This is a genomic window from Exiguobacterium sp. s91 (assembly GCF_018618915.1).
GTDB lineage: Bacteria > Bacillota > Bacilli > Exiguobacteriales > Exiguobacteriaceae > Exiguobacterium_A > Exiguobacterium_A abrahamii.
Genome location: NZ_JACSMZ010000001.1, coordinates 1,154,757 through 1,176,332 on the forward strand (window position 1 = coordinate 1,154,757; position 21,576 = coordinate 1,176,332).

A 21,576-nucleotide genomic window follows, 5' to 3' on the forward strand; every position below is an offset into this window, starting at 1 on the left:
AAAGGGTATTCAAGCGTCATATTCAGGGGAGGGACACGATATGGGCAAGGTTCGCGATTATCAACAATTGGCGCATTCGATATTAGAAGCTGTCGGTGGCGAAGACAACGTCATCAGCGCCGTCCGATGTGCAACTCGACTTCGTCTTGTCTTGAAACGATCGGATTCGTCAGCTAAGGAAACAGTCAGTGCACTACCTGGCGTCATTACGGTCGTTGAGTCTGGCGGGCAGTTTCAGGTCGTCATTGGTCAACACGTCGGAGAAGTCCATCAAGAATTTTTGAAGCTCGTCGATTTGGAGCAACCAGAAACGGAAGAGGCGCCGAAAGGGACGGTCCTCAACCGAATCATTGCGACGATGTCAGCCGTCTTTGCACCGTTCGTCTACATCTTAGCTGCAGCGGGGATTCTGCAGGGAACTTTGATTTTGACGACGCTCGCTTTTCCGGCATTTGCGAAGACAGGTACTTATGAAGTCTTCAGCTTCATCTCATGGGCACCATTTACGTTCTTGCCGATTTTCATTGCCATCACGGCAGCGAATCATTTTAAGGTCAACGCCTTCATCGCGGTCGCCTGTAGTGCGGCACTGGTCAGTCCAACATGGGCAGATATCGCAGCACGCATCACTGCCGGTGAATCCATCACGTTCCTAGGAATCGCTTTATCCGGTACGACGTATACGTCATCGGTCTTACCGCCATTATTCCTCGTCTGGATTTTGTCCTATGTTGAGCGATTCCTGAACAAGACGATTCATGAAGTCATTCGTCCGTTGTTCGTTCCATTCTTCAGCATGGTGTTGATGGTGCCGCTTACGATTCTCTTGATCGGACCGATCACGACACTTGGTGCAGAAGGGATCGCAAACGGGTATAACTACTTAGCGGAGAATGCTCCTGCGGTAGCTGGTCTCATCATCGGTGGCTTCTGGCAAGTCATCGTTATCTTCGGTGTCCACTGGGGTGTCACGCCGATGGTGCTCGCAAACTTTGAGCAATATGGTCGCGACTCGTTCCAAGCCTACCAAACGATTGCTGTCATCGCCCAAATCGGTGCTGTCATCGGGGTCATCTTGAAAGCACGTAACAAAGAAACGAAAAAAGTCGGGGTTTCAGCCGGACTGACAGGTATCTTCGGTATCACGGAACCGGCTATCTATGGGGTGACGCTCCGTTTTAAAAAACCGTTCATCTATGGCTGTATCTCGGGAGCAATCGGCGCTGTCACGGCAAGTTTCTTTAAACCGTATTACTTTGCCTACGCCGGATTACCGGGACCATTGACGCTCGTCAACGGCATCGATTCCGACTATCCATCGTCGATCATCGGCTTATTGATCGGAACGGCGATTGCCTTGATTCTACCGATCGTCTTGATTCAAGTGTTCGGTTTCGGGGAGCAGGCTGCTCCGGTCGTAGCACCTGAAAGTACAGCGACACCAGTTGCAAAACAGGAAGTCAGCGCAACTCTGACAAACGAAGAGACGCTTCGCGCACCACTTGAAGGAAAAATCGTTGCTTTATCAGATGTACCGGATCCTGTCTTTGCTTCCGGTGCGATGGGACAAGGGGTAGCGATTCGTCCGACGAACAACCGGGTCACGGCTCCGTTTGACGGTACCGTCGTCATGGTCGCCCCGTCAGGTCACGCGATCGGATTACGCTCGACGAGTGGTGTCGAAGTCTTGATCCATGTCGGTCTTGAGACCGTGACGCTCGACGGTAAACCGTTTACGCTTCACGTCAAAGAAGGCGAATCCGTGACGACAGGCGATCTACTCGTAACGTTTGATGCGACAGCGATTGAAGCGCATGGACTTGAGACAATCACGCCAATCATTATCACGAACACGCAGAGTTATGCGCAAATCCTACCGACGGACGAGACGGTCACGACGGCAAACACAGAAATCTTGACGATCATCAAGTAAGAGAAATAGAAGGAGGACATGAAGATGAAGACATTACCAAACGATTTCTTATGGGGCGGTGCGTTAGCAGCGCATCAATTCGAAGGCGGCTGGAACGCTGGTGGAAAAGGACCGAGCGTCGTCGATGTATTGACGGCAGGGGCGCACGGTGTCGCTCGTCGCATCACGGATCAAGTAGAAGAGGATGAATTTTATCCGAACCATGAAGCGATTGATTTCTATCATCGTTATAAAGAGGACATCGCGCTGTTCGCTGAGATGGGACTGAAGTGTCTCCGGACATCGATCGGTTGGAGTCGGATTTTCCCGAACGGGGACGAGACAGAACCGAACGAAGAAGGACTGAAGTTCTATGATGACGTCTTCGACGAATTACTGAAATACGGCATCGAACCGATCATCACATTGTCGCACTTTGAGATGCCACTCCACCTCGCACGTGAATACGGTGGATTCCGAAACCGAAAAGTAGCGCTGTTCTTCGAAAAATTCGCGGAAGTCTGTTTCACACGTTACAAAGACAAGGTTAAGTACTGGATGACGTTCAATGAGATCAACAACAAGATGGACGTCAGCAATCCATTATTCCTCTGGACGAATTCCGGTGTCCTCCTCGACCCGGAAGAGAACGCGATGGAAGTCATGTATCAAACGGGACACCACGAGTTACTCGCAAGTGCACTTGCCGTCGCGAAAGGGAAAGCGATCAACCCGGACTTCGAAATCGGAGCAATGGTCTCACACGTACCGATCTATCCGTACTCATCGCACCCGGAAGACATCCTGCTCGCTGAGACATCGATGCGTCAGCGCTATTTCTTCCCAGACGTCCAAGTCCGCGGCTACTATCCGTCTTATGCGTTGAATGAGTTCAAACGGGAAGGGTATGATATTCCGATCCTAGACGGTGACGCAGAAATCTTACGAAACGGAACGGTCGATTATCTTGGATTCAGTTACTACATGTCGACGACCGTCAAACATGATGCTGTCGTCAATAACACGGGCAACATCGTCAACGGTGGTCTCGCGAATGGTGTCGAGAACCCATATATCCAGTCGAGCGACTGGGGCTGGGCGATTGATCCGGTTGGTCTGCGCTATGCGATGAATCGTCTGTACGACCGCTATCAGATTCCGTTGTTCATCGTCGAGAACGGTTTCGGTGCGATTGATACGATCGAGGATGGTCAGATTCATGATACAGCGCGGATCGATTACTTGCGTGCGCACATCGAAGCGTTCAAAGCAGCCGTGCTCGAAGATGGCGTCGAATTGATTGGCTACACGCCGTGGGGCGTCATCGACATCGTCTCCTTTACGACAGGTGAGATGAAAAAACGCTACGGCATGATCTATGTCGATCGGGATAACGAAGGCAACGGATCAATGGAACGGATGAAAAAAGACTCGTTCGATTGGTACCGTCACGTCATCGAGACGAATGGTGCTGCGTTATACGGTTCAGAGACGGCAAAATGATGAAGTAAGGGGCAACGGAAAAAATCCGTTGCCCCTTTTTTTAAAGAATTAGAATAAGAAAGAAGTGGGGTATGGCACACTAAGGAAAAAACGGGGGACCGGTAAATGATCAAAAAACGCTATGCCGATCGACGTGACTGGCGTCGCATCACACAACGACACTATGTTCATGAACAGGTAGAAAACGAGGTGTTCAACGGACATGTGACACTCCTTCAACTGATTGAAGTCACTTCACCGTTAGATGTCCGTTATGGTGACGAAATAGTTCGAATCGCTGACGCTGGTTACGTCTGGGTACAACAATTCCCAATCGATGCCCATCATGCCGTGACCTCGATGTATGACGCCACGGGTCAGTTAGTACAAACCTATATCGATATCTGTCTACGTACCGGATTAGAGGACGGACGAGTCTACTGGGAGGATCTGTTTCTCGATCTCATCGCCTTGCCATCGGGACAAGTCTTGTTAGTCGATGTGGATGAACTGGAAGCAGCACGGGAGCAAGGGATTGTCTCAGAAGCGGAATATGCGCTCGCTTGGGTGGAAGCCAAACAACTGCAGAAACAATTACAAGATGGATCTTTTCCGCTCGTCGCACACGCAGAAGTGATGAAACAGCAACTCAAACAGGGAACACCGCGTTGACGGGGTTCCCTGTTTTTTAGGCATGTTGTTCTTCGTTGATCTCGTTCGTTGCGAAATACTGTTGCTTGCGCGGGAGGAGAACCCATCCAAGGAAACAGATCGTCACGATCACGAGGAGACCGGCAAATAGAATCGTACTGAAACGAATCGACCAGATGTCACCGAGCAGACCGATTGCGACGATCGCTAGAATCTGTAGCAGACTGACACCGACACCGTATAGACTCGTAAAGCGTCCCATTAAGTGGAGTGGAATATTCGTCTGTTGGAACGTCAGGAAACCGGTTCCCGCAAATGCGTGGAAACAACCGAGCAACAAGAAACCAGTACAGACGATTGAAAACGAATTCGCACTCGCATACAGCATGTAACCGACGGCGACGAACACATAGCCAATCGTCAGCATCATCCGAACGGAGAGTGTTTTGGCGTAGCGGGCGACGACCCAGCTGCCGGCGACGGAACCGATCCCAGTCAGACTCATCAGTAAACCATAATCGGTTTCCGATAAGCCGATGCTTCGCTGTAAAAAGACGACTTCTTGCGTATCAAGTGCAAGTGTCGCAATCATCATCAGCATCGCGAGGATGTATAATCCGATCACGTAGCGTGCGCTTTTGCTGAACTGATAGACAAGCCGCCAATCGGATATAATGTCTTGCAGCCGCATCCCTCGTTCGACCGAAGCGGTAAAACGCGGCAAGCGCATCAGCAGGACAGCTGATCCGAGAAACGAGACAGCGTTGAGCCAAATGGCAACATCAGCAGAAGTAACATAGAGCAGTCCTCCAGCGAGAGCCGGACCAATCAAAAAGGCACCTGACGTGATCAGACTACGATAGGCATTAAACGACGTCCGATCGTTTTGTGGAACAAGCGTCGTGATGTAGGTCAACGTTGCCGGTTCAACGACCGCTTTGATGATGGCTAAGGCGATCAAGTCGATGTAAAGCAACGATAATGGTAGAAATGGCATGATACCGATTAAGAAAGCACGCAACACATCAGTCTGAATCAACAGTCGACGTAAGTCGGATCGGTCGACCCAACCTCCTGCGAACGACTTGATGACGAGAGATACGACTGGACTGATGATCCACAGGGCAGCAACGGCTGACGCTGAGCCGGTCAATCGATAGATATATACGTTGATCGCAACGAGATAAATGAAGTCACCAAACTGTGAAATACCGAGCGCACTTAAGAGCGTTCGTTCCCTAGAAGACATGACAACACCCTTTCTTACATCATTTTCCAATAGTATACCAGAAAATTCTGATAACGTTTTCGTATATCTCTATACTTTTTATAGAAGAGTGGGTATACTTGGAAAAAATCAAAGGAAGAAGGGTTCAATCATGTTAACGACCATCGATTTATATCAAGCTTTGCCTGTACTTGAAACGGAGCGACTCCGTTTGCGACCGGTTCGCACAGAAGATGCAGCAGATATCTATGCCTACACGAAAGATGAAGAGACGGCGCGATATGTCAGCTGGCATGCGCATAAAAGCCTCACGGATTCTGAGCAATTCGTCGATCACATCCTTCGCCAATACGAACTAGGGAATCCGGCACCTTGGGCGATTGAAGACAAAACGAACGGACGAGTCATCGGAACGATTGATTTCATCAAAGTCTCGTTTGAGCAACAGCAAGCAGAACTCGGTTATGCGCTGTCGCGCGATTACTGGGGGAAGGGTTTGATGCCGGAAGCAGCAGCGCGTCTCGTACAGTACGGTTTTGAGACACTCGGACTCGAGCGCATTCAAGCCCGTTGTTTTGTTGCAAATGATGGATCTGCTCGTGTCATGGAAAAGATCGGTATGACGTTCGAAGGAGTCTCGCGGAGTGCTTTATTCGTTAAAGAGCGTTTCTGGGACTTAAAGATTTATGCGATCACGCGCAGTGATTATGAAGGAAGGTAAGCGATGGGTTCACGACTGATGCATGCCTACATCGGACAACGATTGATTACGTTACTTCCGGAACTAGACCCTGCTCGATTCCTTATAGGTACGATCGCTCCTGATGCACGCCATGACGAGAAGGAGCAAGCCCACTATTATACGGGTGAATTAGCGAACGGGACACGAACAATTGACTACGAAGCATTTTGGAGAGACTCGACGTCTTGGGATCCATCTTTTCGAATTGGCTATTACGTCCATCTGATAGCAGACGATATTTGGTTACGCGGATTTTATATGACCTGGTTGCGGCAAGCGATCATAGCCGACGCCTCGATCGGTTCAAGATATCATGATGATTTTAGGCGGTACAATACACGCATCGCTCCGTTCGTGAACTGGAATGAACAAGCGATCAACGGAGCGCTTCACGAAGTGAGTGTACAGTCGAGGTGGAAAGCACTTCCACAATTTGTTAGCGAGGTAGAAGAGGACCGACGAACCGTTCTGCCACAAGAATATGATATCTTGTTGCCGCATCAATTGGACGGATACATCGAAACAGCGATTGAACGTTCCTTCCATCACTTAGGTGAAAAAGGGCTAAAGATAGTTCTGGTCAAAGAATCATCTCCGAATCATTGAAATGACCCATTTGACGATCCCGAATAATATGTAGCAGCATCCGTTCAACAGACCAATCCACATCAGGTTAATCAGACTTTCTAAACCTTCAAACCAATCCATGACTGGTGTGACGAATAAAGCGAATACAAAAAGTACCATGACGGTCCAACTGACGGTTGGAATCAGGAAGAGAATTGTTAAGCCAGCGACTATAGCTGGTACGATTCGTTTATGGACAAGATAGATCGCTGCCATGTTCAACGATAAAATATAGATTACAAACGCAATTGAAAATAATTGCGACATAAAATCACCTCCGAATAACAATAAGACGAAGAACGCATCCATTTAGATTAGGATGCGTTTTTCTATGTTTATTGTAAGATGTCTTGAAAATAATCGTATGAATACGGTTGAACAAAAAGAAAATCGATTTTTAAATTTTAATTCAAAGCAAAACACTCGGAATAAGTTTAGAACTATGTTATATTGGAAATAAGAAAAGTAAGGAAGTAAGGAATACAAGAAAAAACACAGAAAGAAGGAAGTTCGTGATGGAGCTATCAAAGTTAACGTCAAAAGGACAGATCACCATCCCCAAAAAAATTCGGCAGGCCTTGCAAGTGGAGGAAGGAGATCGCGTGGCATTCATTGAGGAGGACGGGTTTGTCATCATGGCGAAAGCGGATTTGAAACAGCTGCATGACCTTCAAGATATATTGAGCGATGAGACGTTCAAGACGCTCATCCACAAAGCGAATCATCATTTGTAAAAAATAAAAAGGAGGAAATAACAGATGGATATGCGAGAAGTAGATTTACCAGGAATCGGACGGAAGTTCGAAGGCATCACGACACGAGGAGATAAGGTGGTCGTCATCGTCCATGACGACGGACGACGCGAAATGCATCATTATGATGACGATGATTTTGATGAGAGCATCTCGAGCGTGACGTTCAATGATGCAGAAGCTCGTCAGATGGCAGGGATTCTCGGAGGATTATCTTATAAGCCAAAGGATCTTGAAAAAATTGAACTCGCGTTTGATGATCTCGTCATCGAGTGGTTCAAAGTCGGTCAGGATTCAAAGGTCAACAATCGAACGATTGGGGAACTCGATGTCCGTAACCAATATGACATCTCGATCATTGCAGTGCTTAAACATGACCGTTCGAAATCGTTAAATCCTGGACCAGAAACGCGCCTTGAAGCGGGAGATACGATTGTCCTGTCAGGAGAACGTCAAAACGTCCGTCACATCACGAAAGCATTATTCTCAATCGAAGGAGGCGGATAATATATGGATCATCTCATATTTGAAGTCGGTACCGCGCTTATCTTAGTGGCGATCGCGGCAGTGCTCGCGAACAGACTCAATTTCTCAATCATCCCGTTTCTGATTATTCTCGGGATGATTGTTGGACCGCACGCTCCGACAATCGGGATACTAGACTTCAAGTTCATTGAAAGTGCTGAGTTCATCAGTTTCCTCGGACGAATCGGCGTCCTATTCCTCTTGTTCTATCTCGGACTCGAGTTCTCGATCGGTAAGTTGATCCGGTCTGGAAAATCGATCGTCACGAGCGGAACGATCTATTTATCGATTAACTTTACAGGTGGTTTACTCTATGGATTCATCGCCGGATTCCCACTCTATGAAGTACTCGTCATCGCCGGAATCATTACGATCTCCTCGAGTGCGATCGTGGCGAAAGTCCTCGTTGATCTCCGCCGGACTGGTAACACGGAGACGGAATTGATTCTTGGAATCATCATGTTCGAGGACATTTTCCTCGCTGTCTACTTGTCGGTCTTATCGGGACTGCTTCTCGGTGGTGGGACGACATTACTCGCATCCCTCACATCGATCTTGATCGCCCTCGGCTATATGTTGTTGTTCTTCATCGTCGCTCGGAAGGCAACACCGCTTTTGAATAAGATGCTGAAGATCGCCTCGGATGAAGTCTTCATCATCGTCGTCTTTGCTGCCTTGTTCTTCATCGCCGGATTCTCGGAAACGATTCATGTTGCAGAAGCAATCGGGGCGTTGTTACTCGGCCTCGTCTTCTCAGAAACCGACCAAGGTGAGCGGATCGAACATCTCGTCGTACCATTCCGTGATTTCTTCGGTGCGATCTTCTTCTTCAGTTTCGGATTGAGCATCGATCCGACGATGTTACTTGACGCCGTCTGGCTCGCACTCGGTGCCGTCGTCATCACGATCATCGGGAACTACGTGGCGGGTATGATTGCGGGACGTAAAGCAGGCTTGTCACACAAAGCATCCTCAAACATCGGCTTGACGATCGTCTCGCGCGGGGAGTTCTCGATCATCGTCGCGAATCTCGGAATCGCCGGTGGATTGATGGATATCTTGTCACCATTCTCTGCTTTATATGTCTTGATTCTCGCCATTCTCGGACCGTTGATGACGAAGGAATCAAAACGGATTTACAACGTCATGAATAAAATCTTCAAGTGGACGGAACCAAAAGCGAAAAAGACGAAGAAAAATGCCTGACTGATATAAACGAACAACCGGTTCGCTTTCCCGAACCGGTTGTTGTTGTTTAAGTCAAGACTTTATACGTCGCCATCAGGAATTGTCCCGAATGGCGACTCGCTGTCAAACGAAGATTGGTTTCATTCGTTCCTTCCGGAAACAGCGGGATACCTGTTCCAAGGATGACAGGGGCGATCGCCAGTTCAATCGAGCGGATGCGCTTTAAGCGCAACGCTTCTTGAATCAACTCGCCACCACCGATCAGCCAAACGTTACCTTCGATCGTTGGCGAAATCCGGTCGAGCAGTTGATCGAGCGGTTCATCCGTATAGGTGACCGTCTCAGACGTTCGTTGCGTCCGGCTATAGATATAACTCGGAATATCTGCGTAAGGGTATGTCTCGCTGAGTTGTAGGACTTCATCATATGTTTTTCGTCCCATGATGACGGCACCGACTTGATCATAGAACGCTTGATAACCATTATCCCCGTCTCCGGCAACGGCAAATAACCAATCAAGTGAACCATCGAGTCTGGCAATTTTCCCGTCAAGACTACAAGCGATATAAAGAACGGTCGTAGGTTGTGACATCCATAATTCCTCCTTTTGCATCGTGTGACTTCATCTTAGCGTATAATGACGACAAAAGATGTCGTTATTTGAGGAGGAAATGTATGAATACGAGACAATGGCGTTTAGTCCGCTTGTTAAACCGGGGGGAACACTTCTCTGCACGGATGCTTGCGGAAGAATGTCAGGTGTCGATCCGGACGATTCAACGGGACATGACGGTACTTGAAGCAAATGGTTATCCGATCTACAGCGAACCAGGCGTAGCGGGGGGTTACCGGATGCTGCCGCACCGGAACATGCCGCCACTCGTCTTGACGGATGAAGAGACGATTGTCTTATTCATCCTTCTGGAATGGGTCGGACAGATTCCCGATTTTCCATTCGGTACGATTCGACAGGAAGTCGCTGAACGCTATGCGAACGAGTTACCGAAAATGACGGAGCAACAGATTGTAAAATGGAAAGACCGCTTTCGCTTTCAAACGGTCGACACACCACCGTCGCCGCAAAATCCAGCGTTACTCGACTTGTTAGAGAGCGGACGGATGGGGAATATTCTGTATGAGACGACAAAAGGACAACGCATGATCGTCGTAGATCCGATTGGTTTATCGTTCGAACAGAATCGCTGGTACTTCTATGGACAGACGAATCGAGGGTATCGCCAGTTCCGTGTTGATCGGATCAAAGACGTGACGCTTCATGAGTTGCCAGCAACCGAGTTAACCTTTTCAGATTTGGAACAAGACATGACACGTGTACCGATGACGACGGTGAAACTGGAAGTATCACCATTAGGCGAACGGTTGCTAGAGGGGATTTTACCGATTCAGTCGGAACGAACATGGTTGGTTCCGGAAACCGAACTGCCGTATCTCGGACGCCAATTGATGCGGCTCGGTCCGGAAGTGCGAGTCCTTGAACCACTCGAACTCCGGGAGCAGTTGATTCGTCAAGCAGAAGAAATGATTGCTGTGCAACGGTCCGATAAGGCGTTCGGACAGGATTGATTAAAAAACTATGTTAGGATATAGGTAGAAAGAAACAATAGAGGAAGGGGTCTTCCATGGAAACACTATCATTGATTTTATTGATGCTTGCGCTTATTTTATTGACGCAAGTCATCGGACATTACATCCGTTTCATCCCAACGGCGTTGATTCAAATCATTGCCGGAACCGTCGCCGCTCTCCTGATGAGTGGCTTGACAATCGAGGTCGAATCCGAGTGGTTCCTCCTCTTATTCATCGCACCGTTACTTTACAACGATAGTTCTCACTTCCCACGAGAAGATTTATGGCGGATGCGGACAGCGATCTTCGGGAACGCGATCATTCTCGTCTTGTTGACGACGATCGTCGGAGGGTACTTCATCAACTGGTTGATTCCAGTTATTCCAGTCGCTGCTGCCTTTGCTTTAGCTGCGATTTTATCGCCGACCGATCCGATTGCCGTCAACGGGATTGCGAAACGTGTCCAGATTCCAGAACAGATTCTGACGCTCGTCCGTGGAGAATCGCTGATCAATGACGCATCGGGACTCGTTGCGTTCAGTTATGCGGTCGCTGCTGTCGTCACGGGGTATTTCTCGCTTCAAAGCGCAACGACTGAGTTCTTCTACATGTTCATCGTCGGAGCATTGATCGGATTGACGATTTCACTCGCGATGAACTTTCTCAAGGTTCGCTTGCGTCGCGCCGGCATTGAAGATGTCGTCTTTTATGCCTTATTGCAAATTTTAACGCCATTCATCATCTTCTTCATCGCCGAAGAAGGGTTTCACGCGTCAGGCGTCATCGCCGTCGTGACAGGTGGTATCTTGCATGCCTTGATCAAAGAACGGACGGAAACGTTCTTTGCACAAGAGCAGACGTTGACGGATAACATCTGGACGATGATTGCGTATACGTTAAACGGGATTATCTTCTTATTGCTCGGTTTGACGTTGCCGGAAGCGACACGCGAGATTTTTGCAGATGATGCGATCAACAACTGGCGTCTCATGCTATATGTCATCGAAATCGGTTCATTCATTCTCGCGATCCGTCTCGTCTGGACGATGTTCTTCAATTGGTTCGATCATCGGTTCTTTAAAAAAGAGGACCGCGATCATCGTCGACCGTCCTTCAAACAAGATTTAATCACGACACTGGTCGGGGTTCGCGGAACGATCACGATGGTAGGGGTCTTGTCATTACCGTTCTTGACGGAGTCCGGCGAAGCCTTCCCGGAACGCTCATTGATCATCTTCCTTGCAGCGGGTGTCATCATCTATACACTCGTTCTCGCAACGATTCTCTTACCGGTCTTGAACCGGGGAGAAGCGTCAACACCGATTGCACTCGACTTGAACGCTCAAAAACAACGAATGATTCGCCGTGCAATCTCAGAAATCAAACAAGTGACGGACGAAGATAATGCGGTCGTTGCGTTTGATCTCCTTAATGAGTATCATGTCATGCTTCGGTTACTTCGGGCACAGGAAAAAAGTCAGGAAGAGCTCGATCAATTCAATGATCAATTGAAAGCATTGCGACTGGAAGCCGTCCAGTGGGAAAAGGAAGAATCAAAACGTTTCGTCGCTGAGCACAAGGTGCCGGATCTGTTGAAGAAGGATGTCTTCCGCTCGATCGAAAACCGTCGTAAGGCGATCGGCAAGGATTCGCGTTTCCAAATCGTCCAACCGATTCGTAAATTGTGGTGGAAACGGAAACGATCGAACATGTCGTCTGATGCGTTGATTCAAATGACACAAGTCGAGCATGAACTGTATGAAAAGGTAATGGGCACAGTGATCGAACGTCTCGAGAATTGCCGCTCATCGTACCCACCAGACGTCGTTCAAAGTGTGCTGGAATTCTATAAACGACTTCGCTTCAAACATACGCGTTGGTCGTCACCAATCGGTGGCAAGGACGTCGATCAGCAAAAAGAAGAACTTTGCTTGAAAGCGATCGAAGTTCAGCGTCTTGAAATCGCGAATATGTCGAAAGAAGGGGATCTCTCGAACGAAGAGGAGAAGGAATTACGTCGCTTCATTCACTACATCGAGAGTGTCGTTCTCTACGAATACGTCGAATAACAACGAGACTGTTCGTTTGTCACATATTTAAAAGGAGCACGTTTTCTCTGAAAAAGAGAATCGTGCTCCTTTTGTGCGTCTTGATTTAAATCATGTATAGCGTCTTTTGGACTGCGTAGCGTTGATGGTCGTGAAATAGATGTTCGATTGCTTCAACCGGGTCGATCCATCGTAAGGCATGATCATCCTCGATTGGACTTTGAATTTTCTGCCCAGCATCGCAACGATAGAACTGCCCTTCATTCAAATAATATGTCGTTTCATTTTTTGAATAGAAATATTGATTGGCTCGTCCGATGAAATCACCGATTTCGACGTCCATCCCCGTTTCTTCTAGTACCTCTCTTGTAAGACAGTCTTTATACGTCTCATAGGTCTCGATACCGCCACCTGGAAGAAACAACATACCGTCCTTTTTTTGAATGACGGCGATTTTACCTGTTTGAGGGTCGCGCATGACCGCATAAACAGCAGGTCTCGTGATGTAGTGTTGGTTCTGTTGTCTCTGCCCGAATGTGATGACATCCATTGTTTAATCACTCCTTTTCGTATAATCATTTGAATTCAATCATACCTTAAAAAATAGTATGTAAGCATCAGCCGTACAAAAACCCCTCATTTCGATTTAGAAATGAGGGGTTACCTATGAATAAAGATGGTTCGTTTCAAACGAAATGTCTGATGGATTAACCGAGCGACAAGTATTTGACTTCGAGATAATCTTCGATGCCGTAGACGCCACCTTCACGGCCAAGACCACTCTCTTTATAGCCACCAAATGGGGCTTGTGCAGCTGATGGCGCACCATCGTTCAGACCGACGATCCCGTATTCGAGTCGTTTTCCGAGCATCAATGCTTCATCGATGCGTTCAGAGAACGCGTAAGCCGCAAGTCCGTATGGTGTGTTGTTCGCCCGTTCGATGACTTCATCAAGCGTCTCAAAGACAGAGATCGGTGCGAGCGGACCAAACGTTTCTTCCTGCATGCAAAGCATATCTTCAGTGACATTGGCAAGCACGGTCGGTGTGACGAAGTAGCCGACAGATTCGTCAATCGTACCACCAGTCAGGATCGTTGCTCCTTTTGCGACAGCGTCATCGATGTGTGCTTTGACTTTTGCGACGGCTTTCGCATTGATTAATGGACCAACTGTCGAGTCAGCGTCCATCCCATTACCGACTTGCAGTTGTTTGACGGCTGCTGTGAATTTTTCCGTGAATGCATCAAGGACAGATGCTTGCACATAGAAGCGGTTCGTCGCGACACACGCTTGTCCACCATTTCGGAATTTCGAGCGCATCGCGCCTTCGACGGCTTTATCGAGATCCGCATTTTCCGTGACGATGAAGGGTGCGTGACCACCGAGTTCAAGTGATAGTTTTTTCATCGTATCGGCTGCTTGACGCATGATCAATTTCCCGACGGCTGTTGAACCTGTGAACGTGATCTTCCGGACACGGGAATCGGCTTGCCAGACACCACTGATTGTTGCCGCGTCACCTGTTAGGACATTGATGACACCTTTAGGGATACCTGCTTCTTCTGCTAATTCAACTAGGCGAAGTGCTGTAAACGGTGTTTCTTCCGATGGTTTAAGGACAATCGTACAACCCGCTGCAAGAGCCGGTGCAAGTTTACGTGTGATCATCGCTGCCGGGAAGTTCCATGGTGTGATCGCTGCGACGACACCGACTGGTTCTTTTTCGACGAAGAGTCGTTTTCCTGGAACAGAAGCCGGAATCGTTTCACCGTAAATCCGGCGTGCTTCTTCAGCGTACCAACGGACGTATTGATTGCCGTAATCGACTTCACCGAGTGCTTCGACGTACGGTTTCCCTTGTTCTGTCGTCATGATCCGGGCGAGTTCCTCACGGTGTTCGTTGATCAAGCGATACCAGGCATCGACTAAATTCGCACGTGTGTCTGCAGTTTCGTTTGACCACTTGACGAATGCTTCGCTCGCTGCATCAACGGAACGTTGTGCGTCTTCCGCTGAACTTGCCGGAACATGTCCGAGCAGTTCTTTCGTTGCTGGGTCGTAGACCGGAATCGTTTCTGTTGTGTCGTACCATTCACCATTAATTAAGTTCTTTTCTATCATCTTGTTGCACCTCCGTGAATTTCATTACGTCCTCCATTAAACACCTCAAGATGAAGGAGCGGAAGTTCCGCTTTGGATGGACAGTCATAACGAAACGGAATGACTCAAAAAAGTAGTTAATCGACTGAACAATCGGGAACAGTTAGAATAGAGGGGAATGAAAACGTCAAAATTGATGAAGGGGTCGAAAAACATGAGACGAAACTGGATCATTGGCGGTGTGGCGCTGAGTCTGCTACTAAGTGGATGTGGGGAAAGCGAAGTCAGCGAGAAAAAGTCGGAAAAACCACGAGAGACACAGCAAAAAAGACAAGCTTCGCAACAGGCATACATAGAAAAGACGATACAGCGTGCTGATCGTTACGCTGCCCAGTACGATTATGACCGGGCGATCAAAGTGTTGAAACCCGTCCGCACAAAAGAGACGAAACAGAGGGAAGAGGAATACGAACAGAAAAAGCAGGCGCTCCTGCCTGTGACGAAACCTGTGCCACATCTCTTTTTCCATTCATTGATTGCTGATCCAAACCAAGCATTTGACGGTGACCGGAAGGAAGCGGGATACGATGATTACATGGTGACACAACAGGAGTTCGAACGGATCTTGGATGCGTTGTACAAAAACAACTACGTACTCGTCCGACCAACAGATTTAGCAAAAGAGGTGAACGGGAAGATCGTCGAGACACCCGTCCGTTTACCAAAAGGAAAACACCCGCTCGTGCTCTCGCAGGACGACGTCAATTATTACGAATACATGAAAGGCGATGGATTTGCGAAGAATTTAAAAGTGAAGGATGGCAAAATCGTCAACGCGATGGTTGGAAAGCCGGATGGTGCCTATGATCTCGTACCAATCGTCGATGCGTTCGTCCAGTCGCATCCTGACTTTTCCTATAAAGGAGCAAAAGGGTTGCTTGGTATCACAGGTTATAACGGGGTGCTCGGGTATCGTTCCTCCTACAATCAATATGGACACAATAAACAGGTCGAGACGGCACGAAAACAAGCGAAACAGACCGCCATCGCATTAAAAGAGGACGGCTGGCAGTTCGCGAGTCATACGTACGGACATATTTGGGTCGGAAAAGAATCAGTCGCGACGATTCGTGCGGATCTTAAACGCTACAAACAGGACGTTGCTCCGCTGATCGGAAAAACGACGCAACTGATTTATCCATATGGCAGTGATGTCGGGGATTGGCATGAGTATTCGGGTGAGAAATATCGTTTACTCATCGATAGCGGTTTCCGTTATTTCTTCAATGTTGATGCGAGTCAACATGCGTGGAAACAAGTTGGACCCGACTACTTCCGCCAAGCTCGAATCAACGTTGATGGGATTCGTTTACGTCAAGCCGTTGCTGGAAAGACGAGCGTCCTCGATCCATTCTTTGATGCGAAAGAGGTCTTTGATCCAGCACGACCGGAACGGAAGTGACATGGTCCTTCGATTGATCAACTAGCTAGTAGTGAGAGGAGAGCTTTTCCTCTTTGACGGTAACGTTCTAGGTGATTGCTCAATTCCTCGTTTGAAACGATAGAATCAGATAAAAGATTAAATGTTTGTCGAACGAAATGAAAATTGAAACAACCCGAAAGCCAGAGTAACGATTTAAGTCGAACAAAATCATCGTGATCAAAAATATTCATGTCATAGTTTTCTAAAATCGTTTGCGCTAGTTCAGGGGACACGCTAAAAGAATGAATCCCTTCATTACGTGCGTACCATTTAAGGATCCATGCGAGGTCTTGTATACGATCAGAGTAACCGATATGCTCATGATCAACGATTCCGACGATATGATTGTTCTTCCATAATATATTTAGTGTATTGAGGTCTGTTGATAATACAGGTAGCACATCGTTCTTCAATCTGCGTTGTGCCTGATAGATATGGAACTGGACGAGATCGAGATAGTTACCTAACCTTTGTTGGTCTATTGAGGTGATGACAGTACCCAACTTTGATAGATCATGATGCCATTTTTGGTAGGCGACGGTATGGTCAACGACCGGAAAAGAAAATTGTGAATCGACCGGTATATCATGTAGCTGACTGAGCAACGCACCCATTTTTGACGCAGATGATTTAGTTTGTGCAGTAATATGTGTGCCGTCTATCCAATCAAAGAGGACACAGCGCCATGCTTGACCAGCATCATCCCGAATCAATGAAAATGTATTTGAGTCAGTTGTCGGTTGGACGCGTTTCATGAAGGGGAGTCCGTGTGCACGTATCCTATCAGTTGCGTATAATTGCTGATTCAAATCAGATGCAGAGGCAAGTTCTGTCTCAAAACTATATCGATCATCCGCAAGAAGGCGTAAAGAATAAGCGTTACTATTACAGATTATTCGATAATGTTTGTCACCATGAATTCCGAAAGTCGATAAAGAGATTGAATGATCTAGAGCAGAATCATATGAAATCCCAAATCGTGATAGAGCGATCGAAATCAATTGATTATCTTCAGGACACATAGTTCACGCTCCTCAAACGGTATAGCTCAAAACGGTAGTGGCTGCGTCCCGTCCTGATCCGTAAAGTGATAGGTCTTCGCGAGATCGGCAACGAAGACGGCTTGTCCAGAATAACGGCTAACATCGTCATCCGCCATGAGCGCTGTAACGGCTCGTCCGATATAGGTCGTCGATTCAGTCGCGGCACTCGCGAAACCGGCATCGACAACCCGTTCCGTCCGCATGAAACCGGGGCAGAGCGCGATAACGGAGATGGTCGTCTGAGCTAACTCCTGCGCCATGACGTGCGTCATCCGATTAATCGTTTGCATCGCCAAATCATAATAGAGGTTTCCCGCCATCTGATTTGGAGTGAATGACGTCAAATTGATGACGAGCGCAGCTGGACTTTGTTGTAGCAATGGCATCGCAGCCCGAATCGTCCACAAATACGCTTTTGGTCCGGCAGACATCATCGCGTCCCAATGTTCCGGTGGTCGCTCCCAAAACCGTCGTCCGGTTCCAGACGGCAAGTGGCTTTCCGAACCACCGAACACGCAGTTGACGAGGAGATCGATTCGACCATGTTGGTGCTGAATCTGCTGAATCAGACGATCGATGTCCATTTGATTCGTATGGTCACAAACGACGGGAATGCCAAGTCCGCCGCGTGCTGTGACACCAGCAGCTGTCTCTTCGATCGTCTCTCTACGGTTGTCCGTTGTCTGTTCATTCGTACTCCGTCCCGTGATGTAGACAATCGTTCCAGCGTCACCCAAGGCATATGCGATGCCACGTCCGGCACCACGGGAGGCGCCAGCGACGAGTGCAATCCGTTTTGACATGATGAAACTCCTTTCAGATACGAGAAGACGGATGGGCAGATGCGCATCCGTCTTCTTCTGTCTTTAAAAACCTTTAATCGTCATCCCACCATCGACATAAAGCGTTTGTCCGGTCACGTAACGGGCTGCAGCAGACGATAAGAAGACAGCTGGTCCAACCAGTTCTTCTAATTCACCGACTCGACCGAGCGGTGTCACGTCAACGATCTCTTGCAGGTATGTAGGATCTTCCAGCAATGGTTCTGTTAATGGTGTCTTAAAATACCACGGTCCGATTGCATTGACGCGAATATTTTGTGGTCCCCATTCAAGCGCCAGTACTTTCGTCATCTGAATCATTGCCGCTTTTGTCGTCGCATACACGACACCGGTCCGTAAGGCGACGTGACCAGCAACCGAGGCGATGTTCAGAATGCTTCCACCTGTCTCCTGCATCCGTTTACCAACTTCTTGAGCAAAGAAGAAGGCGGATTTCAGATTAGTCTGTTGGATCGTTTCCCACTCGTCTTCCGTCACATCGAGTGCCTTCGAGCGAATGTTCATTCCAGCGTTGTTGACGAGCCCATCAATCTGCGTTACTTGTTCGTAGACACGAGCTACCGTCTCGACGACTTGTTTCCGGTCAGTGATGTCGCACGGGAAGATGTAAGCCGTTCGACCGAGTCGTTCGATTTCTTGTGCCGTCTCCTTCAAATCCCGTTCCGTCCGGGCGACGAGAATGATGTTAGCACCGGCTTCTGCCATCCCGATGGCGAGCGCGCGTCCGATGCCTCGTCCAGCTCCAGTGATAAGAAATGTCTGATCGGTTAACGAAAAACTTGGAAGATACATGATGTCACGTCCTTTTATTGAGAGTCACCACTTACTCTAATGAAAAATTGACTGAAAAGAAAGAAAAATCACTCCATAGTAAAGTGGAGATGGTAAAATATTGAAAAGGAGGGATGAGATGAAGCGTGGTTTAGTTGTGACATTATGTATAGCACTCGTGAGCCTTGCTGCTATTCAACTAGTCGGTACCGAAGTCTATCGTTATTTCTTTTATGATCCGGCAACCTATCAAGCCCGATTTATGTTTGATGGAGGCGGGAAAGAAGAAGGAAAACCGACCAAGCAAAAAATGGACATCCAAAGCGGGGGATTTGCGGATAAGGATGCCTTAGGTGTTGCTACCTTTTATGGCGTCGTCGGTCTTATCATACTACTGATTGTCATCTTCAGTGTGCGATATTTCTTGAAGCGTTTGCGAAAACGACGCAAACGAGAGAATGTAATCGACGATTTAATGGATCCGCCGCCGGTGTTTTCCCCAAATCGTTCGACACGACAAACACTTGTTGGTGAAGAATCAGAGTCAGAGATTCGCCGTCTGTTACAAACGTTCGATCGGCAACTGACACGACAAAAACGCCGCCGCTCCGAAGAGACGGTCGGCGAATGGTTACAACGGATTGATGTCACGCTTGATCCATCGATCTACCATCTCGTCCGGTACGGTGACACACCGGATTCGGCGATTTCACAAGATCAAGTCGATGGGCTGAGGCATGAACTACAAGTGCACCTTCAGCGCGACTGACCAAGTAAATCAAGCAGAATCGCATGATGAGAGGCGTCCCGTGAGACGAGTGACAATTCACGGACGACATCAAACCCGTCGACCGGTAACGTCTTGATTTCTGGGGATAGTCCGTCTTGGAAAATCTCCGGCAACAGGGCAATACCGAGCCCTGCACGGATGAAACCGAGGACGCTTGAACCGAATTCCATCTCGTTTTCTGCTTGGTAGACGGCACCTCGCTCGATGAACGCGTCCTTTAGGATGTTCGTCGAATCACAATCGATCGGAAGCGATAAGAAAGAGGCGTCACGAATTTGCTCAAACGCCACAGACGTACAGCCTATAAATCGTTCATCGTCTTGATGCACATAAAGCAAAAAGTTCTCCGTATACAAATGCGTCGTATGATACGGATGGACATGGTGACGATCGTCGAGTAAGACAGCATCGTATCGCCGTTCTTCAAGACCTTGCATCAAATCGATCGTCGTATGCGCCGTCTTCAATTTGAGATCCGGGACCGTCGCTTGACGCGAGACGTGACGCGGGAGATACGTCATCGCGACGCTTGGCCATGATCCGAGTGTCAACGTCGTCCGTTCGTCAATCGTACCGATCCGTCGTTTCATCTGATCGATCCGGTCAAGCAGTTCGCGACTCTCTTCAAAGACGATTTCGCCAGCTGTCGTCAACGTGACACCATGTGCCGAACGGTGTAACAACGAGACTTCGAGTGCACTCTCAAGACTTTTGATTTGTTTACTTAACGCCGGTTGCGTCATATGCAGTACTTCGCTTGCTTTCGTCAGGCTACCGGTCTCCGCGGTGACGAGGAATGCTTCCATCCATTCGGTCTTCATTGGTTCACGCTCTTTTCATACAGGTTGTTTAGAACTTACGCCATTTGAACGCATCTGACAATCATTTTGCATTTTTTATATTCTTAGTTTGGAATATTCTAAAGTGGGAATATATAAAATGAAGAGGTGAACGGATATGAACGATCGGATACCAATACGATTCTCAGCTCTCGGAGATGCGACACGGATCCAACTCATCGAAGCGTTACGAGATGGTCCTCGCTCCGTCAATGAGTTAGCTGAACAACTACAGATACGCCAACCGCAAACCTCGAAGCATTTGAAGCTGTTGCTTGACGCGGAACTAATCACTGTCGAACGGCAGGCGAATCGTCGCTTGTATAGCCTTCGCCCAGAAGCGTTTCGAGAGCTCGTCATGTGGAGCAACTCGCTTGCGCGAATGGAAGCCCGCATGCATCGTCTAGACGCACATTTGAAGCAGATTCAGTCGAACGTGAAGGGAGACGGGACCAATGAAAAAGGAATTGAAGACTTCGATTGAGGGGAAGACTCTACGAATGGAATGGACGTGTGAGGCGCCGCGAGATAGCGTCTTTGCCGCATTCACGGAAAAAGAGCAGCTTGAAGCGTGGTGGGGACCGGAAGGCTGGGAGACGACGATCGAGACGTTTGAGTTTCAACCAGGTGGTGTGTGGCATTATTGCATGCGCTGTATTGATCCGACGCAAGGTGACTTTTACGGCATGGAGTCGTGGGGGAAAGCGATTTTCAGACACATCGATGCTCCGAACACGTATAGTCATGCCGATTATTTCTCGGACGCGTCAGGGGCGATCTCTGAACATTTACCAGGAAGCGAGAATATCACGACATTTCTCGACCACGGGGAGACGACGTTGATCGTCTTCGAGTCAACCTATGAGACAGAAGCAGCCGTGCAAGAAGTGCTCGGTATGGGGATGAAGGAGGGCTTTACGTCGCAACTGTATCGCCTCGATCGTCTATTAGTGAAACAGTGAGA

General features: G+C 48.2%; 23 protein-coding genes. 14 read left to right on the top strand and 9 right to left on the bottom strand.

Annotated features, from left to right (window positions below; all coding sequences use genetic code 11):
* Positions 1–40: 40 nt before the first annotated feature.
* From KNQ06_RS05770 to KNQ06_RS05780, 3 genes are all read left to right on the top strand, one after another.
* Positions 41–1,933: a beta-glucoside-specific PTS transporter subunit IIABC gene (locus KNQ06_RS05770; protein WP_214805074.1), complete on the top strand. Its 1,893-nt coding sequence runs from the start codon at positions 41–43 to the stop codon at positions 1,931–1,933.
* Between the two features lie 24 nt (positions 1,934–1,957).
* Positions 1,958–3,415 carry a 6-phospho-beta-glucosidase gene (gene bglA / locus KNQ06_RS05775; protein WP_214805072.1) on the top strand — a complete coding sequence of 486 codons (1,458 nt, stop codon included), beginning with the start codon at positions 1,958–1,960 and terminating at the stop codon, positions 3,413–3,415.
* Between the two features lie 105 nt (positions 3,416–3,520).
* On the top strand, positions 3,521–4,066 hold the full coding sequence (locus tag KNQ06_RS05780) for a ribonuclease FAU-1 family protein (protein ID WP_214723424.1): 546 nt from the start codon (positions 3,521–3,523) through the stop codon (positions 4,064–4,066).
* A gap of 16 nt (positions 4,067–4,082) precedes the next feature.
* Here the strand turns inward: KNQ06_RS05780 and KNQ06_RS05785 are convergent, their stop codons facing one another.
* Positions 4,083–5,294: an MFS transporter gene (locus KNQ06_RS05785; protein ID WP_214805070.1), complete on the bottom strand. Its 1,212-nt coding sequence runs from the start codon at positions 5,292–5,294 to the stop codon at positions 4,083–4,085.
* A gap of 130 nt (positions 5,295–5,424) precedes the next feature.
* Between KNQ06_RS05785 and KNQ06_RS05790 the strand changes: the two genes are divergently transcribed.
* Both KNQ06_RS05790 and KNQ06_RS05795 read left to right on the top strand, forming a co-directional pair.
* Positions 5,425–5,994, top strand: a complete 570-nt coding sequence (locus KNQ06_RS05790; RefSeq protein ID WP_214723420.1) for a GNAT family N-acetyltransferase — start codon at positions 5,425–5,427, stop codon at positions 5,992–5,994.
* A gap of 3 nt (positions 5,995–5,997) precedes the next feature.
* The gene (locus tag KNQ06_RS05795; protein ID WP_215084027.1) at positions 5,998–6,621 is read left to right on the top strand and encodes a zinc dependent phospholipase C family protein; all 624 of its coding nucleotides are present in this window, start codon (positions 5,998–6,000) and stop codon (positions 6,619–6,621) included.
* On the opposite strand, the gene KNQ06_RS05800 is transcribed toward KNQ06_RS05795, so the two are convergent.
* Positions 6,604–6,909, bottom strand: coding sequence for a hypothetical protein (locus KNQ06_RS05800; protein ID WP_214805066.1), 306 nt, complete (start codon positions 6,907–6,909; stop codon positions 6,604–6,606). The two genes, KNQ06_RS05795 and KNQ06_RS05800, sit on opposite strands and share 18 nt — an antisense overlap.
* A gap of 248 nt (positions 6,910–7,157) precedes the next feature.
* Between KNQ06_RS05800 and KNQ06_RS05805 the strand changes: the two genes are divergently transcribed.
* The 3 genes from KNQ06_RS05805 to KNQ06_RS05815 are packed head-to-tail and all read left to right on the top strand — an operon-like array spanning position 7,158 to position 9,125.
* Positions 7,158–7,376 carry an AbrB/MazE/SpoVT family DNA-binding domain-containing protein gene (locus tag KNQ06_RS05805; protein WP_023468485.1) on the top strand — a complete coding sequence of 73 codons (219 nt, stop codon included), beginning with the start codon at positions 7,158–7,160 and terminating at the stop codon, positions 7,374–7,376.
* A 24-nt stretch (positions 7,377–7,400) separates the two neighbouring features.
* Entirely contained in the window at positions 7,401–7,901 is a 501-nt protein-coding gene (locus tag KNQ06_RS05810; protein WP_023468484.1) for a cation:proton antiporter regulatory subunit, read from the top strand.
* A gap of 3 nt (positions 7,902–7,904) precedes the next feature.
* A complete protein-coding gene (locus KNQ06_RS05815) occupies positions 7,905–9,125 on the top strand; it encodes a cation:proton antiporter (RefSeq protein WP_023468483.1) in 1,221 nt (406 codons plus the stop codon).
* Between the two features lie 49 nt (positions 9,126–9,174).
* Here KNQ06_RS05815 and KNQ06_RS05820 read toward each other — a convergent pair whose 3' ends face one another.
* Entirely contained in the window at positions 9,175–9,699 is a 525-nt protein-coding gene (locus KNQ06_RS05820; RefSeq protein ID WP_215084031.1) for a dihydrofolate reductase family protein, read from the bottom strand.
* Between the two features lie 83 nt (positions 9,700–9,782).
* Between KNQ06_RS05820 and KNQ06_RS05825 the strand changes: the two genes are divergently transcribed.
* Both KNQ06_RS05825 and KNQ06_RS05830 read left to right on the top strand, forming a co-directional pair.
* A complete protein-coding gene (locus KNQ06_RS05825) occupies positions 9,783–10,691 on the top strand; it encodes a helix-turn-helix transcriptional regulator (RefSeq protein WP_215084033.1) in 909 nt (302 codons plus the stop codon).
* Between the two features lie 56 nt (positions 10,692–10,747).
* The gene (locus KNQ06_RS05830) at positions 10,748–12,763 is read left to right on the top strand and encodes a Na+/H+ antiporter (RefSeq protein ID WP_215084035.1); all 2,016 of its coding nucleotides are present in this window, start codon (positions 10,748–10,750) and stop codon (positions 12,761–12,763) included.
* 85 nt (positions 12,764–12,848) lie between these two features.
* Here KNQ06_RS05830 and KNQ06_RS05835 read toward each other — a convergent pair whose 3' ends face one another.
* Both KNQ06_RS05835 and KNQ06_RS05840 read right to left on the bottom strand, forming a co-directional pair.
* A complete protein-coding gene (locus tag KNQ06_RS05835) occupies positions 12,849–13,292 on the bottom strand; it encodes an NUDIX hydrolase (protein ID WP_215084037.1) in 444 nt (147 codons plus the stop codon).
* A gap of 157 nt (positions 13,293–13,449) precedes the next feature.
* Positions 13,450–14,865 carry an NAD-dependent succinate-semialdehyde dehydrogenase gene (locus tag KNQ06_RS05840; protein ID WP_029341858.1) on the bottom strand — a complete coding sequence of 472 codons (1,416 nt, stop codon included), beginning with the start codon at positions 14,863–14,865 and terminating at the stop codon, positions 13,450–13,452.
* A 193-nt stretch (positions 14,866–15,058) separates the two neighbouring features.
* On the opposite strand from KNQ06_RS05840, the gene KNQ06_RS05845 reads away from it, so the two are divergent.
* Positions 15,059–16,306 carry a polysaccharide deacetylase family protein gene (locus KNQ06_RS05845; protein WP_251133482.1) on the top strand — a complete coding sequence of 416 codons (1,248 nt, stop codon included), beginning with the start codon at positions 15,059–15,061 and terminating at the stop codon, positions 16,304–16,306.
* A gap of 17 nt (positions 16,307–16,323) precedes the next feature.
* Here the strand turns inward: KNQ06_RS05845 and KNQ06_RS05850 are convergent, their stop codons facing one another.
* The 3 genes from KNQ06_RS05850 to KNQ06_RS05860 form a co-directional block, all read right to left on the bottom strand.
* Positions 16,324–17,349 carry a phosphotransferase gene (locus KNQ06_RS05850; protein WP_215147518.1) on the bottom strand — a complete coding sequence of 342 codons (1,026 nt, stop codon included), beginning with the start codon at positions 17,347–17,349 and terminating at the stop codon, positions 16,324–16,326.
* A gap of 26 nt (positions 17,350–17,375) precedes the next feature.
* The gene (locus KNQ06_RS05855; protein WP_215084043.1) at positions 17,376–18,173 is read right to left on the bottom strand and encodes an SDR family NAD(P)-dependent oxidoreductase; all 798 of its coding nucleotides are present in this window, start codon (positions 18,171–18,173) and stop codon (positions 17,376–17,378) included.
* A 63-nt stretch (positions 18,174–18,236) separates the two neighbouring features.
* Positions 18,237–19,004 carry an SDR family NAD(P)-dependent oxidoreductase gene (locus KNQ06_RS05860; protein WP_215084045.1) on the bottom strand — a complete coding sequence of 256 codons (768 nt, stop codon included), beginning with the start codon at positions 19,002–19,004 and terminating at the stop codon, positions 18,237–18,239.
* A gap of 118 nt (positions 19,005–19,122) precedes the next feature.
* Here KNQ06_RS05860 and KNQ06_RS05865 point away from each other — a divergent pair, with 118 nt between their 5' ends.
* Entirely contained in the window at positions 19,123–19,752 is a 630-nt protein-coding gene (locus tag KNQ06_RS05865) for a hypothetical protein (protein ID WP_149427502.1), read from the top strand.
* On the opposite strand, the gene KNQ06_RS05870 is transcribed toward KNQ06_RS05865, so the two are convergent.
* Positions 19,740–20,594, bottom strand: a complete 855-nt coding sequence (locus tag KNQ06_RS05870) for a LysR family transcriptional regulator (RefSeq protein WP_149427501.1) — start codon at positions 20,592–20,594, stop codon at positions 19,740–19,742. The two genes, KNQ06_RS05865 and KNQ06_RS05870, sit on opposite strands and share 13 nt — an antisense overlap.
* A gap of 136 nt (positions 20,595–20,730) precedes the next feature.
* Here KNQ06_RS05870 and KNQ06_RS05875 point away from each other — a divergent pair, with 136 nt between their 5' ends.
* A complete protein-coding gene (locus KNQ06_RS05875; RefSeq protein WP_149427500.1) occupies positions 20,731–21,096 on the top strand; it encodes an ArsR/SmtB family transcription factor in 366 nt (121 codons plus the stop codon).
* Positions 21,097–21,112: 16 nt separating this feature from the next.
* Positions 21,113–21,574 (top strand): SRPBCC domain-containing protein, encoded by a 462-nt coding sequence (locus KNQ06_RS05880; RefSeq protein ID WP_244290035.1) that lies wholly within the window; start codon positions 21,113–21,115, stop codon positions 21,572–21,574.
* Positions 21,575–21,576: the final 2 nt, after the last annotated feature.